This is a genomic window from Microbacterium sp. NPDC089698 (assembly GCF_044749045.1).
GTDB lineage: Bacteria > Actinomycetota > Actinomycetes > Actinomycetales > Microbacteriaceae > Microbacterium.
This window is the reverse complement of record NZ_JBIVHE010000004.1, coordinates 38,396-52,475: the sequence shown is the minus strand read 5'-3', so window position 1 is coordinate 52,475 and position 14,080 is coordinate 38,396. Positions and strand designations below refer to the sequence as shown.

17 protein-coding genes are annotated in these 14,080 nt (G+C 63.1%); all 17 read left to right on the top strand.

Translation table 11 applies throughout. The features are described from left to right. Positions 1-12 precede the first annotated feature (12 nt). The 17 genes from ACIPY5_RS12150 to ACIPY5_RS12070 all read left to right on the top strand — a co-directional run bounded on the left by ACIPY5_RS12150 (position 13) and on the right by ACIPY5_RS12070 (position 14,080). Entirely contained in the window at positions 13-297 is a 285-nt protein-coding gene (locus ACIPY5_RS12150; RefSeq protein WP_400374005.1) for an HNH endonuclease, read from the top strand. A gap of 182 nt (positions 298-479) precedes the next feature. Next, positions 480-806, top strand: a complete 327-nt coding sequence (locus ACIPY5_RS12145; RefSeq protein WP_400971036.1) for a hypothetical protein — start codon at positions 480-482, stop codon at positions 804-806. A gap of 121 nt (positions 807-927) precedes the next feature. Beyond that, positions 928-2,370, top strand: a complete 1,443-nt coding sequence (locus ACIPY5_RS12140; RefSeq protein WP_400971033.1) for a hypothetical protein — start codon at positions 928-930, stop codon at positions 2,368-2,370. Between the two features lie 12 nt (positions 2,371-2,382). Continuing rightward, entirely contained in the window at positions 2,383-2,604 is a 222-nt protein-coding gene (locus ACIPY5_RS12135) for a hypothetical protein (RefSeq protein ID WP_400971030.1), read from the top strand. Next, on the top strand, positions 2,601-4,592 hold the full coding sequence (locus tag ACIPY5_RS12130; protein ID WP_400971027.1) for a phage portal protein: 1,992 nt from the start codon (positions 2,601-2,603) through the stop codon (positions 4,590-4,592). The genes ACIPY5_RS12135 and ACIPY5_RS12130 overlap by 4 nt, the downstream gene beginning before the upstream one ends. Positions 4,593-4,594: 2 nt before the next feature. Beyond that, the gene (locus ACIPY5_RS12125; RefSeq protein WP_400971024.1) at positions 4,595-5,530 is read left to right on the top strand and encodes a hypothetical protein; all 936 of its coding nucleotides are present in this window, start codon (positions 4,595-4,597) and stop codon (positions 5,528-5,530) included. 76 nt (positions 5,531-5,606) lie between these two features. After that, complete coding sequence (locus ACIPY5_RS12120) at positions 5,607-6,839, top strand: phage major capsid protein (protein WP_400971021.1); 1,233 nt, start codon at positions 5,607-5,609, stop codon at positions 6,837-6,839. 60 nt (positions 6,840-6,899) lie between these two features. Continuing rightward, positions 6,900-7,028: a hypothetical protein gene (locus tag ACIPY5_RS12115; protein ID WP_400971018.1), complete on the top strand. Its 129-nt coding sequence runs from the start codon at positions 6,900-6,902 to the stop codon at positions 7,026-7,028. Positions 7,029-7,031: 3 nt separating this feature from the next. Then, positions 7,032-7,592: a hypothetical protein gene (locus ACIPY5_RS12110; protein ID WP_400971015.1), complete on the top strand. Its 561-nt coding sequence runs from the start codon at positions 7,032-7,034 to the stop codon at positions 7,590-7,592. Further along, the gene (locus ACIPY5_RS12105) at positions 7,592-7,927 is read left to right on the top strand and encodes a hypothetical protein (RefSeq protein WP_400971012.1); all 336 of its coding nucleotides are present in this window, start codon (positions 7,592-7,594) and stop codon (positions 7,925-7,927) included. Before ACIPY5_RS12110 ends, ACIPY5_RS12105 begins: the two co-directional genes overlap by 1 nt. A 3-nt stretch (positions 7,928-7,930) precedes the next feature. Further along, positions 7,931-8,188, top strand: a complete 258-nt coding sequence (locus ACIPY5_RS12100; RefSeq protein WP_400971009.1) for a hypothetical protein — start codon at positions 7,931-7,933, stop codon at positions 8,186-8,188. 178 nt (positions 8,189-8,366) lie between these two features. Further along, positions 8,367-8,588 (top strand): hypothetical protein, encoded by a 222-nt coding sequence (locus ACIPY5_RS12095; protein WP_400971006.1) that lies wholly within the window; start codon positions 8,367-8,369, stop codon positions 8,586-8,588. Positions 8,589-8,639: 51 nt separating this feature from the next. Next, positions 8,640-9,236 carry a hypothetical protein gene (locus ACIPY5_RS12090; protein ID WP_400971003.1) on the top strand — a complete coding sequence of 199 codons (597 nt, stop codon included), beginning with the start codon at positions 8,640-8,642 and terminating at the stop codon, positions 9,234-9,236. An 85-nt stretch (positions 9,237-9,321) separates the two neighbouring features. Continuing rightward, complete coding sequence (locus ACIPY5_RS12085; protein ID WP_400971000.1) at positions 9,322-9,618, top strand: hypothetical protein; 297 nt, start codon at positions 9,322-9,324, stop codon at positions 9,616-9,618. A 373-nt stretch (positions 9,619-9,991) separates the two neighbouring features. Continuing rightward, entirely contained in the window at positions 9,992-12,235 is a 2,244-nt protein-coding gene (locus tag ACIPY5_RS12080; RefSeq protein ID WP_400970997.1) for a hypothetical protein, read from the top strand. After that, the gene (locus tag ACIPY5_RS12075) at positions 12,228-13,070 is read left to right on the top strand and encodes a hypothetical protein (protein ID WP_400970994.1); all 843 of its coding nucleotides are present in this window, start codon (positions 12,228-12,230) and stop codon (positions 13,068-13,070) included. Before ACIPY5_RS12080 ends, ACIPY5_RS12075 begins: the two co-directional genes overlap by 8 nt. After that, on the top strand, positions 13,064-14,080 hold the full coding sequence (locus ACIPY5_RS12070) for a hypothetical protein (protein ID WP_400970991.1): 1,017 nt from the start codon (positions 13,064-13,066) through the stop codon (positions 14,078-14,080). Before ACIPY5_RS12075 ends, ACIPY5_RS12070 begins: the two co-directional genes overlap by 7 nt.

The window sequence follows — 14,080 nt, the reverse complement described above, 5'->3', positions numbered from 1 at the left end:
ACTGGGGTGAGCATGGCCGGGATCCACACCGCCGAGTACCGCAGCCAACGAGCCGCATGCAAACGAGACTGGGCAGCCACCGACAGACCCTGCCACCTATGTCGGCAACCCATCGACTACACACTCCCGAAGACCGACCCCGAACACTTCCAGCTTGACCACGTGAAGAGCCGCAAACGCTACCCGCACCTGGAACATGAGCCATCGAACTGGGCCCCCAGCCACGCATCATGCAATAAGCGAAAGTCCGACAACGATGTCGACGGTGGCATCGGGGTCACCTCCGAAGACTGGTGACACCCAACGTCCAACCGTCAACGACAGCAACGGACCCAGGGTGCCCAGCAGGGTAGGGGGCCCGAAATCTCCACCACATCACCGACCAAGACACGATGGGCAGTGAATCTCTCCCCCCGGTTGCGTGGAGGGGGGGTCGCGCGCGCGAGGGGGTGGCCGCGGTGACCGACGAGGGTATTGACATGGTCGATGCGACAGAGAAGTCGATCAAGGCCGCTACCCATCTGACGGATGCCGACTCTGGAGCGATCGAGGCGCTGCGTGCACTGGCGCGGAAGATCCAGGCCTGGGATCAGATCGTCGAATTCGCTCTCGATGACGCTAGCGGGCGTGAGGGTTCGCGGCCGGCTGTGCCACAGAACGACAACGTCTCCATCTCGGCCTATCTGAAGTACTGCGATCAGTTGGGTCTGTCGCCTGCTGGTCGGAACTCGCTGGGCCTTCGTGAGAGGGGCGTGAGTGGTAAGCAAGCAAAGCTCACCGCGCTCCGCGGAGGCAAGTCGGCGTAAGGCTGCACCCGGACCTGGGGCTGCGTATGCAGCTGCTGTGAGGCCGCCTAAGCGTGGTGCGGCTTTCAGCGGGCGTGTGGGGTGCACTGAGCCCCGTATCTGCACGCCGCCTCGCCGTGAATTGACGCCGGAGACCTCTAAGGGTTTCGCGTGCATTGAGTTCGCGGAAGAGATCCTCGAGATCGAGTTGTGGCCGTGGCAGAAGGCGCTGCTGATTCGGGCGCTTGAGCTCAACGCCGATGGGACGTACCGGTTCCGTACGGTGCTGCTGCTCGTGGCTCGCCAGAACGGCAAGTCGACCCTGATGCAGGTGTTGAGCCTGTGGAACATGTACGCCGAGGGTGCGCCTCTGGTGATCGGTACGGCACAGTCGCTGGACATTGCTGAGGAGCAGTGGTCTGGTGCTGTCGAGATCGCTGAGGGGATCCCGGAGCTCGCGGAACTGATCGAGCACGTTGACCGCACGAACGGCAAGAAGGCGCTGCGCCTTGAGTCTGGTGAGCGGTACAAGGTTGCTGCGGCGTCGCGTCGTGGTGGCCGTGGGCTTTCTGGGGATTTGGTTCTGCTGGATGAGTTGCGTGAGCATCAGAACTGGCAGGCCTGGGGTGCTGTCACGAAGACGACGATGGCGCGTCCTCGCGCTCAAGTGTGGACGGCGTCGAATGCCGGTGACCTGACCTCTGTGGTTCTGCGGCATCTGCGCTCACTGGCTCACCGATCGTTGGGCTGGCCTGATGGCAAGGACGGCATGGCGTCGCTTGGTGATGCTGAGGATGAAGGCGATGAGTCGCTGGGGATCTTCGAGTGGTCTGCCGCACCAGGGCGTTCGATTCGTGAACGTGACGGGTGGGCTGAGGCTAACCCGTCGCTGGGGTACACGATCGGGGAGAAGGCGATTGCTGCTGCGGCTGGTACTGACCCGGAGGGCGTGTTTCGTACTGAGGTGCTGTGTCAGTTCGTTGACACGGTCGGTACGGGGCCGTTCTCGGAGGGGTCGTGGCTGGCCACGGGTGTCCCGACTGTCGAACGGGATGTGAGTGCGCCGGCAGGGTACTGCGTTGATGTGTCCTACGACCGGAAGATGGCGTACATCGCGGTCGGGTTCTACGACACCGCGGGGCGCATCCGCGCCGAGATCGCGGCGGAACGTCCAGGCACTGACTGGATCATTCCCTGGCTGACTGCTGAGGATCGCAAGATTCCCGCTCACATGGTGACGTTGCAGACCAACGGCGCCCCGGTTTCGAGCATGGTTCCCGCGTTCGAAGAAGCAGGGATCGAGTTGATCCCGTGGGCCGGTGCTGATCTTGTCCGTTCGTCGGGGATCGTCTACGACGCGGTGCATGAGCGCACGGTGACGCATGGTGACCAGCCGGTGTTGGATATCGCGGCGATGACTGCCGTGACGAAGCCTGCCGCGGATGGCTGGCTGATCGATCGTAAGCACAGCGTCGAGGATGCTGCGCCGCTGATCGCGTTCATGGGTGCCGTGTGGTTGCTCGCTGTCCACGGGGCTGATTCGGGTCCTTCTATCTACGAGTCACGGGGCTTGCTGCTCGTGTGAGAGGTGGTCAACGTGGGTCGCGATCGAGTCATCCGGGCGTTTCGGCGTGAGCGGTTTGTGATCAGCCTGAGCACGGGGGAGGCCTTCGAGGGGATCCTGCTTGATGCGGACGCTTCGACGCTCTATGTCGTGGATGCGTTTGCGATCACTGAGGACGACAAGATCCGCGTCGACGGGAAGCTGTTCGTTCCGCGTGAGCATGTCGCTTACATGCAGTCGGGGGTGAGTGCGTGATCATCTCCAATGGGACACGTATCGCCCCGCAGGCGTTGGGTGAGACGACGCCGACGCTCGCGAACGGGTACTACTACGCGAAGACCGCTCTCGAGCTCATCGGGCGCGTTGAGACGTATGGGGCGCTGTACCGGGCGCAGCCGTCGATCGCGACAGTCGTCGACAAGGTTGCGGCAGCCGCGGCGCGACTGACGATCAAGGTGTGGGATGTCACGGATGGTGGCCGTGCGCAGGAGACGGGCACGCCGTACGCTCAGTTGACGGCTCGCCCGTCGCAGTTCCTCTCGCCATTCTCGTTCTGGCGGTGGGTTTTCTCCACGTACGAGGTGTATGGCGAAGCGTTCCTGCTGAAGCTGCGCGACAAGTCTGAGAACGTCGTGCAACTGTTCCCCATGCACCCTTCCCGGGTCGCCGTGAAGCGTGACGAGAACGGCGATGTCTGGTACTCGTTCACGCTCGGTGCCGGCTCGTTGGGGATCCTCACGGTGCGCGATACCGAGGTCGTGCCGTTCCTCCGCTGGAACACCGACACGCTCATGCGTGGACACTCGCGTCTTGAGCCGCTGCGGACCACCCTCGCCAATGAGGATGCGATCCGCCGTGCCAACAGCTCGTTCTGGCGCAACGGTGCTCGCCCGTCGCTGGTGTTGCAGCACCCCAAGACCCTGTCTCAGCCGGCGGTTGATCGTCTGGCTCAGCAGGTTCAGGCGCTGCAGTCTGGTGCCGACAACGTCGGTCGCCCGCTGGTGCTTGAGGAGGGGCTGACTGCACTGCCGCAGCAGCTCGATGCCGAGGAGATGCAGTACGTCGAGTCGCGGAAGCTGAACATGCAGGAAGCCTGCATGGTCTACGACGTGCCTCCTCCCGTGGTGCATATCCTCGACCATGCGACGTTCTCGAACATCACCGAGCAGATGCGGTCGATGTACCGCGACACGATGACTCCTCGCCTTGAGGATGTCGAGTCTGTGTGGGACATGTTCGTCCGGTCGGAGTTCTACGACGATGGCACCCGCGAGACGAAGTTTGATCTCGACGATGTGCTCCGCGGCGACTTCGAGTCGCGGGTCGATAAGGCGACTGCTCTGCGTAACGCCGGCATCGTGACCGGCAACCAGGCGCTTGAGATCATCGGCATGCCGAAGTCCGCGGATCCGAAGATGGATCAGCTGTTCGCGAATGCGGCACTGATCCCTCTGGGCGCGAATGCTCAGCGTTCGGTGTCCACGGATGGCGAGTTGATCCCGGAGCCGATGCAACGCAGTCTGCCTGCCCGCTCGGGCCTGACAGTTCGTTCTGTGATGGGTCGTCTCGCGCAGACGAAGAAGGCTGATCTGCGCGAGAAGCTGGTCGACGAGCACCGGCGGGAGTTGCGTGCGTTCTTCGACCGGCAGCGGGAGTCGATCAAGCAGTCGTTGCCGCTGAAGGCGGCGGGGGTGTTTGATCCGGCTGCTTGGGATGACGAACTGTCTGGCATCCTCGGCACGCTGTCCGCCGCAACCTCGCAGGCTGTGGGGTCTAAGACGGCGTCGAGCCTCGATGGGGCGTATGACACGGGTCGCATCTCGGACTGGATCACGTCGAACTCGAAGGAAGCGGCGTCGAAGATCAACCAGTCGACCGCTGCCTCTGTCGAGGCGGCGTTGTCTGCCGATCTGAACGACGACGGCGAAGAGCTCGACGAGGAGGAACTGATCGATGAGCTTTTCGACGGTGAGGTGTCGGCGCGTGCGGAACAGATCAGCCTGACCCGCGTCGCGGTTGTCGGTGGCCTGGCGGCGCTTGTCGCAGCGCAGATGAATGATGCGGCAACGAAGACCTGGCAGGTCACATCCGCCAACCCGCGGCCGGAGCATGCGGCCATGGACGGCGAGACGGTGGGCCTCGGCGAGGTCTTCTCGAACGGCATGAACGGTCCTGGTGACCCTACCGGCGGCGCTGATGAAGTCGCCGGGTGCACCTGCGATCTCGTATTTGGGAAGGGCTGAGCATGAACATCATCCGTAAGGACGCGACTATCGAGCCGGTGGGTTCGGATGACGACTTCCCTGGGAAGTTTCGGGTGATCCTGTCCGCGCCGACTCAGGATCGCGATGGGGACACGCTGCTGCCCAACGAGTGGAAGCAGCCCCTCCCGGATCACATCACTTTCGATGCAGACCACGGCATGTCGGTCGCATCGACGGTGGGTTCCGGTACTCCATCGATTGACCCGGAGACGGGGAACCTGATCGTGGACGGTACCTACTCGTCGATCCCGCGCGCGCAGGAGGTGCGCACGCTCGTGAACGAGGGGCACATCCGGACTACTTCGGTGGCGTTCATGACCGTCCCGGCGGCAGAGAAGGGTGCGGCGAAGCAGCGGGAGTTGCTGAACGGTGCCTTTGTCGCGATCCCTTCGAACCGGGAGGCGCTGGTGCTCGATTCGAAGACGGTGAAGGCGGGTGCTCGCAACTCGGGTGCTGATCTGGAGCAGATCCAGGGGATCCATGATGCGGCGACCGCCTTGGGCGCCGACTGTGGGCTCAGCAAGAGCGTCGAGGCGCGCAGCTTCGTGGAAGCGAAGGATGCGCCGATCATCGACTACTCGCTCGTCCAGGCAGCCGATGCGGCTGTTGATGCAGCCCTGAACTTGCTGTCCACCATGGACACCGAATCTGTGCCGCCAGAAGTGGCGCAGGCGATTGCTCTCATCCAGGCCGCTGACGCCGCCGTGGATGAGTTCCTCGAGGCCGCTGGCCTTGAGGACCCCGACGAGGATGCGGAACCTGCCGGAGAATCGGCGGATCCCATGGCCGGAGCTAAGTCTCCCGCCGTCGGATCTGTGGAGGATCCCGCCGGAGATGCCGACTCCAAGGCGGCTCCGACCCCCGCGACCGTGCGGTTGCGCCTTGAGGCGTTCCGGCATGTGACCGACGTGGTCTGAACCACACAACAAACATCAATCCACTTAAGGCCGTCCCGATGGGGCGGCCTTTGTCGTTCCCGGAAAGGGGAATCCAATGACCACTGTCATTGAGGCGAAGCGGAAGATGCGGGAGCTCGGCACGAAGGCTCAGGCCGTCGTGAACGACACGTCCCTCACCCCCGCGGAGCAGATGAAGGCTCTCGACGACTTCCACACGGAGCTCAAGGGCTACGAGGAGATCGTCTCCGTCCACGAGTCCGCGAAGCGGTTCATCGCTGGTGGTGAGGCCGCCGAGGACGAGCAGAAGCCTGCTGTTGGCCGGCGCTCGTTCGCGGAGCAGGTCGTCGACAGCGACGGCTACAAGTCGATGCTGAACGGCCAGTCCAAGGGCGTTCAGATCGAGATCGACACCAAGGCGGCGGCGACCATCGACGAGGGTGTTGTGCCCCCGCTCGCTGGTGGCTCGGGTCTTGCCGGTGCGCTGGTGCTGCCGCAGTCCCTCCCCGGGATCCTGCCGCTGAAGTTCCAGCCGCTCACCGTCGCCGACCTGTTCGCGCAGGGTTCGACGAGTGCCGCCGCGATCTCATACGTGATTGAGGCTGCATTCCAGGATCTGACGGGAACGGTCGCGGAGAAGGGTAAGAAGCCGCAGCTGGATCTCACCCTCGCCCGCCGCCAGGACAACATGGCGAAGATCGCGAACATCGCGAAGGTCACGGATGAGACGTTCCAGGACGCAGAGCAGTTCATCGCTTACCTGCAGAACCGGATGATCTTCGGGGTGAAGCGCAAGGAAGAGCAGCAGCTTCTCAACGGCACCGGCACCAGCCCTGAGCTTCAGGGTGTACTGAACCGTTCGGGTCTCGCCACGACCGTCACGACCACCGCTGGCCTCACCGCCGTGAAGGCGATGGAGGGCATCTTCAACCAGATCACGGCACTGCGCACGAGCTCGTTCATCGAGCCCGACGCCGTCGTGATCCACCCGGCGGACTGGCAGACGATCCGCCTCGGCAAGGACTCGCAGGGACAGTACTACGCCGGTGGCCCGTTCACCGGCGCATACGGCAACCCTGGCCCGTCGAACGTTTACAACATCTGGGGCATCCCGGCTGTTGTGACGACGGCGATCGCGCAGGGGACCGTCCTGGTTGGAGGGTTCCAGGAGTCCGGTCAGGTGTGGCGCCGCAACAGCATCACGGTTGAGATGACGAACTCCAACGTGGACGACTTCGAGAACAACCTTGTCACCGTCCGCGCCGAGGAGCGTGTCGCTCTCTCCATCTACCGCCCCGCCGGCTTCGGCAAGGTCGCGCTCACCGCGTGATCCATCGGGCCGGGTGTCACGTCGACACCCGGCCCTTCGACTTCACCAGGAGGAACGCTCATGGCACCGATCGATGTCGTCTCGGACTACGAAGAGGTCACAGGCAGCAAGCCGCCTCAGGAGCCCGAAGCGAAGAAGCAGAGCAAGGTCGTAACGCCGACCACGCCTGACGTAAAGACGAAGGGCTGAACGATGGCGGCCGACGAACCTCTCGCGACTGTTGGGGATCTGGCCGCCTTCCTTCAGGAGCAGATCCCACCTGATGATCCATCCGCGCTGCTGTATCTGAGGCTCGCTTCAGGTCAGGTTCGCGACTACCTCGGACAGCACCTCACCAAGGTCGACGACGATGCTGTTGAGCTTGACCCGTACGAGTCGCGCGTCGTGTTCCTTCCCGAGCTCCCGATTGTTTCGGTCTCCCAGGTGGAGACCCTTTCCGACGGCGTGTGGACTGTTCGCGATCCGGCGGAGTACACCGTGTCCAAAAGGACGGGCCGCATTCGGGTGCTCACTGGTGGCTGGCCATGCTCGGACGGATCGTGGCGGGTCACGTACACGCACGGCCTGGATGTGATCCCAGATGGGATCGTCAGCGTCGTTCTCTCGGTGGCTGGTGACGGCTACTCAACACCAGTCGGTGTCGACAACGAGCGCATCGGCCAGCGGTCGATCAAATACACCGCCCGCGCCCGTGAGTTCTCTGATGTGGAACTTGCCGCGCTCGACAGCCATCGGCTTGGAAGGATCGGCTGATGCGCGCCCCTGGGCGGTCGACAGTGCAGGTCGTGCGGGCGCCCCTGATCCTCGACGGTCACAACAACGAGGTTCGGGACTGGCCGAACGCGACCCGCACTCCTGTGGGTGGCTGTTACGTCGAGCCGGGCACGTCGCAGGAAGACCTTGTCAACCGTGACGAGGTGCTCATTGCCTGGACGGTTTTCGCTCCAGCAGGCACCGATGTGCTCGCAACCGACCGTGTTGAGCACCATGGCGTCGACTACGAGGTCTTCGGTGAGCCCGCACCAATGGAAGGGTTCACCCGCCGCCTCGACCACACCGTGATCTCACTGCAGAAATGGGAGGGCTAACCGATGGCTGATGGCTTCCGTTTCGAGATCGATGTCGCCGGGTTCGACGCGTTCCGTCGTTCCCAACCGGTGAATGACGAACTGGTCGCAGCCGGACAGCGGATCGCACAGGCCGCTGGTGGTGCGCCGGACTTCGAGGTTGTTCAGCGTCCGTCGAAGTCTCGCGCCCGCGTTCTCGTGCGGACGGCAACACCGGCTGGGATGGCTGCCGAGGCGACAGACCGCGCATTGACGAGGGCACTTGATGCCGGCCGCATCTGAGCTCATCCAGTTCCCAGACGCCGAGGTCGTCATGATCTCTCACCTCAACGCACGCCTGACAGCTGCGGGGGATGCGGCGCGCGCACGGGGAAAGGTACCGAGCCCGCGACCCGCACGATTCGTGCGCGTCATGCGCACAGGTGGCCCTGCTGAGTCGTTCTGGGCTGACCGGCCGCAGGTGACAGTCGAGGCCTGGGACAACGACGAGAGCGCCGCGGAACGTCTCGCGAACATCTGCCGGTCCTACGTGCACTCGGCATACCTCGCCGGGGAGATCTCGGGTGTGCCTGTCTACGGACTTGAGGAGTTCGGCGGCCCACAGCGCCTGCCCGATCCGACAACCGGTCAGGCCCGGTACACGTTCACGTTCTCGATCGTGCTGCGCGGAACCGCCGCGTAGTCATCCGCCCGAAGGGGCAACCACAACTGCTCTGGAAAGGGGCGACTCATCATGGCTGGACCTACTGGCGCCGTCAACTCGGCAAACATCTTCACTGGCGGACCCGACCAGGCGGTCACGGGTGCTGTGCTGTCCGCACCCATCGGGACGACCCTCCCCACTTCGATCAGCGGAACCCTGCCGGCCGCTTTCGCGGCCTCCGGGTATGTGTCCGACAAGGGCCTCTCGCTAACCCCGAACCGGGCCACGAAGGACATCAAGGACTGGTCGAACACGGTCATCCGAAAGGTGCTTGACAGCTTCGACAACGAGCTCGAGTGGGAGAACCTCGAGACGAACGAAGCTTCGCTCAAGACCTACTGGGGTGACGCGAATGTCACCGTCACGGCCGCCACCGCAACAACGGGCACGCAGACGAAGACCGCGGTGAACAGCGAGGATCTGCCGCACAAGGCGTGGGCCTTCAAGATCAAGGATGGCGCACGCAAGGTGCTCATCGTGATCCCTGACGGGCAGGTCACGTCGCAGAACAAGATCGACTTCGTTCGCACGGACGCGATCAAGTGGGGCGTCAAGCTCACCACCTACCCGGATGCGACCGGAAACCACATCTACATCTACACCGATGACGGGGTCTTCTCCGCCTGATCGTGACTGGTGCGCCCGGGTGGACGAGGCACCCGCCCGGGCGCACCTTTCTGTCTTTGTAGTGCCTCTCAACGAAAGGTGCCTCATGCCTTATGAAGTCCCGCAGTCGAAAAAGTCTCTGAAGCAGAACCGGTTCGAGTTCAAGCTACCGGGCGACAAGAAGCTGTACTCGGTGCCGCTGCTGCAGTACATCCGACCGGCGTTCATCCGCGACTACTCTGAGCTCGATGCGAACGAGTTCATGGTCAAGTTCATCGACGCTGAGCTGCCAGGGGTGCTTGACAAGCTCGAGGACTCGGAACAGCTCGAAGCGCTCATGAACGCATGGTCTGAGGCGTCGGGGATCACGCCGGGGGAATCCGAGGCCTCGCCCAGCTCGTAACCGAGCAAGGCGGGGCGGTCCGCTACGAGCTCCTTCGCGTCGGGAAACGACTTGAGGATCTCGGCACCGCACGGTTGTCGTGGCTTGACCTGCAAGCGGTTGTGGAACATGCACCGCCAGACAACGCCATTACTCGTGCGGTTGCCCCAGATGTGTCTGGTTGGGGCATCTCCGACTACTTGCTCGCGGCGATCGCGAATCTTCTCGCAACGGCTAACTGGCAGCGGCAGCAGGACGAACGCGCGCCGCGCCCGAAGCCCATCCTTCCTCCTGGCGTGGAAGACCCATCGACCGAGGGATATGGCTCTGGCGCTATCCCGCTGCATCAGTTCAACGACTGGTGGGACAGCTGACATAGATAGGCGGTGCCAAGTTGGCTGAAGGTGGAAAGCTTGGCACCGCCTACTATGAGCTCGTTCCGTCGATGCGTGGTGCGCAGCAGCAGATTTCGGAGAAGCTGAACCCGGCTGCTACTGCGGCTGGTGGTGAGGCGGGGGCGTCGATTGGTTCGACGCTGCTTGGTGGGCTGAAGAAGTTCGCTGGCCCGATCGCGGTTCTGGCTGCCGGCTTCTCGGTCTCGAAGATCGTGAAGGACTCCGAGAAGTCGTTCATGGATCTGGTCGGTGCGACCAATGCGCTACAGCGCATCGCGGGTGGCACCAAGGAGCAGGTGTCGGGCATGCGCGGCGCGATGCAGCTCGCAGGTGTCGACGCGAATGGTGCTTCCGGGGCGCTCACGATCTTCTCAAAGAACCTCGGCAACGCGGCGGCAGACTCCGATAAGGCCGCGGCGATGCAGGACAAACTCGGCGTTGCGTTCCTGGATGCCGCAGGCCATGTGAAGCCGATGGCCGAGATCCTTCCGGGCCTCGCAGACAAGTTCAAATCGATGCCCGATGGTGCCGAGAAGACCGCTCTCGCGACGCAGCTGTTCGGCCGCTCGGGCGCGCAGATGCTCCCGTTCCTGAACAAAGGTTCCGAAGGTATCGGGCAGCTCACTGACAAGGCTAAGCAGATGGGCCTCGTCATCGACGATGTCTCTGCGAAGTCGTTCGGTGCGGCCAAGGTTTCTGCCCGCGAGTACTCCATGAGTCTTGATGGCCTCAAGGCCACACTCGGCGGGAACCTGCTCCCCATCACGACCGCCTTCGGGAACCTGTACCGGCAGACCATCATCCCTGTGATTCAGGCAGCGTCGGGATTCCTTGCGGCACACCGCGGCCAGTTCCTCGCGGTGGGCAACGCGGTGCAGGCTTTCGCGGATCGCACCGGCGCGATTGTGACTGGCCTTTTCGCCCTGTTCACGAAGGGTGACTACACGGGTGCGCTTGGCAAGGCCCTCGGTGTCCAGGAGGACTCGGCGGTTGTCGATGTTCTGTTCCGCATTCGTGATGCTGCAATCAGTTTCGGCGAGTCAGTCAAGCAGGCATTCGGCGGTATCGCTGCTGCGGTAGGTCCTACTTTCGCTCAGCTTGGCCCCGCGCTTTCGCAGCTGCTTCCCCCACTGATTCAGATCTGGTCGTCGCTCTCTCCGGTGTCGCTGATCTTCAAGGCGCTTCAGCCGGTGTTGCCGCAGATCGTCTCGTTGGTGAAGACGTTGGCATCCGCATTGTCTGGTGCGCTGCTCAGCGTTGTGAAGGCGCTTGTTCCGATCCTGACCCAGCTCGCCACGATCCTCACGGGTGTTCTCGCCCAGGTGATCACGGCACTCGTCCCAGTGATCACGGCGCTGGTTGGTGTCATCACTCAGTTGCTGCCTGTGTTCCTTCCGCTGATCAACGCGGTGTTGGGCCTGGTCGGGCCGATCCTTTCATTGATCTCCCCGCTGTTGTCGCTGATCGGGCCGATCCTGCAACCGCTGATTGGCCTGCTGGTGACGCTGCTTCAGCCGATCCTTGCCCTGGTTCAGCCGATCATCGGCCTTCTCGTCCCGGCGCTGCAATTCCTGGTCGGTGTGCTGACGGCGGTGATCTCGTGGATCACGGAAGCGATCGCATGGTTCGTTCGCTGGGTCACTGGAAACCAAGAAGCAGGAGCCCAGTTTCAGGCAGTGTGGAGCGCCGTGATGGGCTTCTTCGCCGGCATCGGCCAGTTCTTCGCAAACGTGTGGAACGGGCTGATCGGCGGCATCGGCAACATGGTCAACAGCGTCGTGAGCTTCTTCACTTCGCTGCCCGGGAAGATCGGGGCTGTGTTCGCTGGGGCCGGGCAGTGGCTTTGGGATGCCGGCGTGAACATCGTGAATGGTCTCATCGACGGCATCAAGTCGATGGCTGGGTCGATCGGGAAGTGGTTCCTGTCGATCATTCCGGACTGGATCAAGGCCCCGTTCATGGCGGCGCTGGGTATCCATTCCCCGTCACGCGTGTTCAAGCAGTACGGCGAGTTCACGATGCAGGGGTTCATCGACGGCCTCTCATCGATGCAGTCGAAGGTGCAGGCGACTGCTGACCAGGTCGGGACCCTTACGGGTCCTGCAGGGATCGCGACGACCGGCACGGCAGCGGCATTTGGCGCGCAGGTGACCACCCCGATCAGCATCCGCATGTACGACCGGGACCCGCGGATCGTGGGTGCACAGATCGGCCGTGGCATTGAGGGGGCTCTGCATGGTTGAGATCGCTTGGATCGAACTGTGCGGCATAACCCTCAGTGGTTCCGGTGGTCCGGATGCTGGACTCGTTTGGGAAGACCTCACTGGATGGTGGGGTCTTCCCAACATCCGGGGTCAGCAGTCGAACATCCCTGGAGGCCACGGGTCGTTCGCGCGCAGCGCTCTGTACCGGGATTCTCGTGTGATCACTCTCAAGGGGCACATCGTCGCGTACGACCGGGCTGCTTTCAACGAAGTGCGTGACGGGCTGGTTGCCGCACTCTCACAGAGCATCGGCCTGATGCGCGTCGCAACTGATGAGGGCATCTGGGAACGGAACGTGGAGATCGACACGCTGTCCATCGACCCCGACCATGGCCGCACTGCTACGTCATTCACGGTCGACATGGTTTCTCCGGATCCGCGCCGGTATGGCCCGGTGCAGTCCGTTGGTCCTGTGGGACTCCCGGTGCATCTGGGTGGTGTTCGTCTTCCGAAGCGGATGCCGTGGAATTTCGGTTCTACGTCGGGTGGGTCACGGTTGGTGATCTCGAATGGTGGGTCGATTCCGTTGAGCCCGGTGATCACGGTTACGGGTGGCGGGTTCTCGCAGTTGTCGGTGGTGGATATTACGGCGGCTCGGCAGTTGATCCTGCAGCTTCCTGGGGTTACGAGCGCGGATGTGGTGTTGGATTCGGCGACGCATCGCGTGTATGTGGGCGGTCAGGAAGTGACCCGCCTGTTGTCGACGAGGCAGTGGTTTGAGGTCCCGGCGGGGGAGACGCACAGGTTCAGGTTCGAAGCGCCAGGCGCGGTCGGGCCATTGATGACGGGTAGCTTCCGGATTGGGGCGTGGTGATGGAGTTTCCTGGTTTCCCTGGGGGCGGGTTCGACTTTGGGTATGCGGAGGCTGGTGCTGCTCTGGCGGGGCTGGTTGTTCGTGACGGGTCGGGCCTGCCGAGGTCGGGGATCATCCCGTCGACGGCGAATGTGATCACGGGCCGGTCGGACTGGAACGTGGATGTGGCCCCGTTTGTGGTGGTTCGGGGCGATGGGCCTCGAGTGCTGTTGGGTGGGGTGGATTCGTCGTTGCAGGTTGCGATCGCGGTTCCTCCGGCGTCGAATTCGCGCATCGATCTGGTGTATGCGCTGGCCAGGAATGTGGATGCTGGTGACCTTGCCGGGTGTGTGCATGTTGTGACGGGTGTTCCGGGTCCGATTCCGGTGAAGCCGTCGCTTCCGGTTGGTGGGGTTGAGTTGGGGACGGTGACTGTTCCGGCTACGGCGACAGGTACGAGCTCGTCGACGATCGCGAACACGTTCAAGTACACGGCTGCGGCTGGTGGGGTTGTCCCGTTCCGTTCCGTGTCGGAGTTGACGGCGTGGGTGGCGGCTGATGGGCAGCTTGCGGTTGATCTGTCGTCCGGGTCTCAGTTTCAGCGGGTTGCTGGTGCGTGGGTTGGGAACGGTTGGACCGCGTACGCGCCGACGTGGGGGTCGACTTCCACGCCGCCGACACTGGGTGCTTCGACTCTGGTCGGCTGGTATCGGATGCTCGGTGTCGATGAGGTTGAGGTGAAGATCTACTTCAAGATCGGGGTCGGGGCGAATGGTGGCACGGGTGGGACGTTCACGTTCTCGCTTCCGTTCCCGGCTGCTCCTGGCCCGACCTCGATCCGTACCCCGTTCCCGGCGCACTTGGTGAACGCGGGGGTTGGGATCTATGTGGGTATGGGGTATGTGGATCCGGCGGCGAGTGTTGTCGGTCAGATCGCTTTCAACGCGTCGCCTGGTGCGGTGTGGGGTGGCGGTTCTGGGTTCACGTTGAACTCTGAGGTTGCGGTTTCGGGTACGTATCGGAAGGCGTGA

What these genes read in the sequence shown, in the direction of transcription:
- ACIPY5_RS12090 (WP_400971003.1), top strand. Translation starts at nt 8,640, where the DNA reads ATGGCTGGACCTACTGGCGCCGTCAACTCGGCAAACATCTTCACTGGC.
- ACIPY5_RS12145 (WP_400971036.1), top strand. Translation starts at nt 480, where the DNA reads ATGGTCGATGCGACAGAGAAGTCGATCAAGGCCGCTACCCATCTGACG.
- ACIPY5_RS12100 (WP_400971009.1), top strand. Translation starts at nt 7,931, where the DNA reads ATGGCTGATGGCTTCCGTTTCGAGATCGATGTCGCCGGGTTCGACGCG.
- ACIPY5_RS12120 (WP_400971021.1), top strand. Translation starts at nt 5,607, where the DNA reads ATGACCACTGTCATTGAGGCGAAGCGGAAGATGCGGGAGCTCGGCACG.
- ACIPY5_RS12085 (WP_400971000.1), top strand. Translation starts at nt 9,322, where the DNA reads ATGCCTTATGAAGTCCCGCAGTCGAAAAAGTCTCTGAAGCAGAACCGG.
- ACIPY5_RS12105 (WP_400971012.1), top strand. Translation starts at nt 7,592, where the DNA reads ATGCGCGCCCCTGGGCGGTCGACAGTGCAGGTCGTGCGGGCGCCCCTG.
- ACIPY5_RS12150 (WP_400374005.1), top strand. Translation starts at nt 13, where the DNA reads ATGGCCGGGATCCACACCGCCGAGTACCGCAGCCAACGAGCCGCATGC.
- ACIPY5_RS12115 (WP_400971018.1), top strand. Translation starts at nt 6,900, where the DNA reads ATGGCACCGATCGATGTCGTCTCGGACTACGAAGAGGTCACAGGCAGC.
- ACIPY5_RS12110 (WP_400971015.1), top strand. Translation starts at nt 7,032, where the DNA reads ATGGCGGCCGACGAACCTCTCGCGACTGTTGGGGATCTGGCCGCCTTC.
- ACIPY5_RS12125 (WP_400971024.1), top strand. Translation starts at nt 4,595, where the DNA reads ATGAACATCATCCGTAAGGACGCGACTATCGAGCCGGTGGGTTCGGAT.
- ACIPY5_RS12075 (WP_400970994.1), top strand. Translation starts at nt 12,228, where the DNA reads ATGGTTGAGATCGCTTGGATCGAACTGTGCGGCATAACCCTCAGTGGT.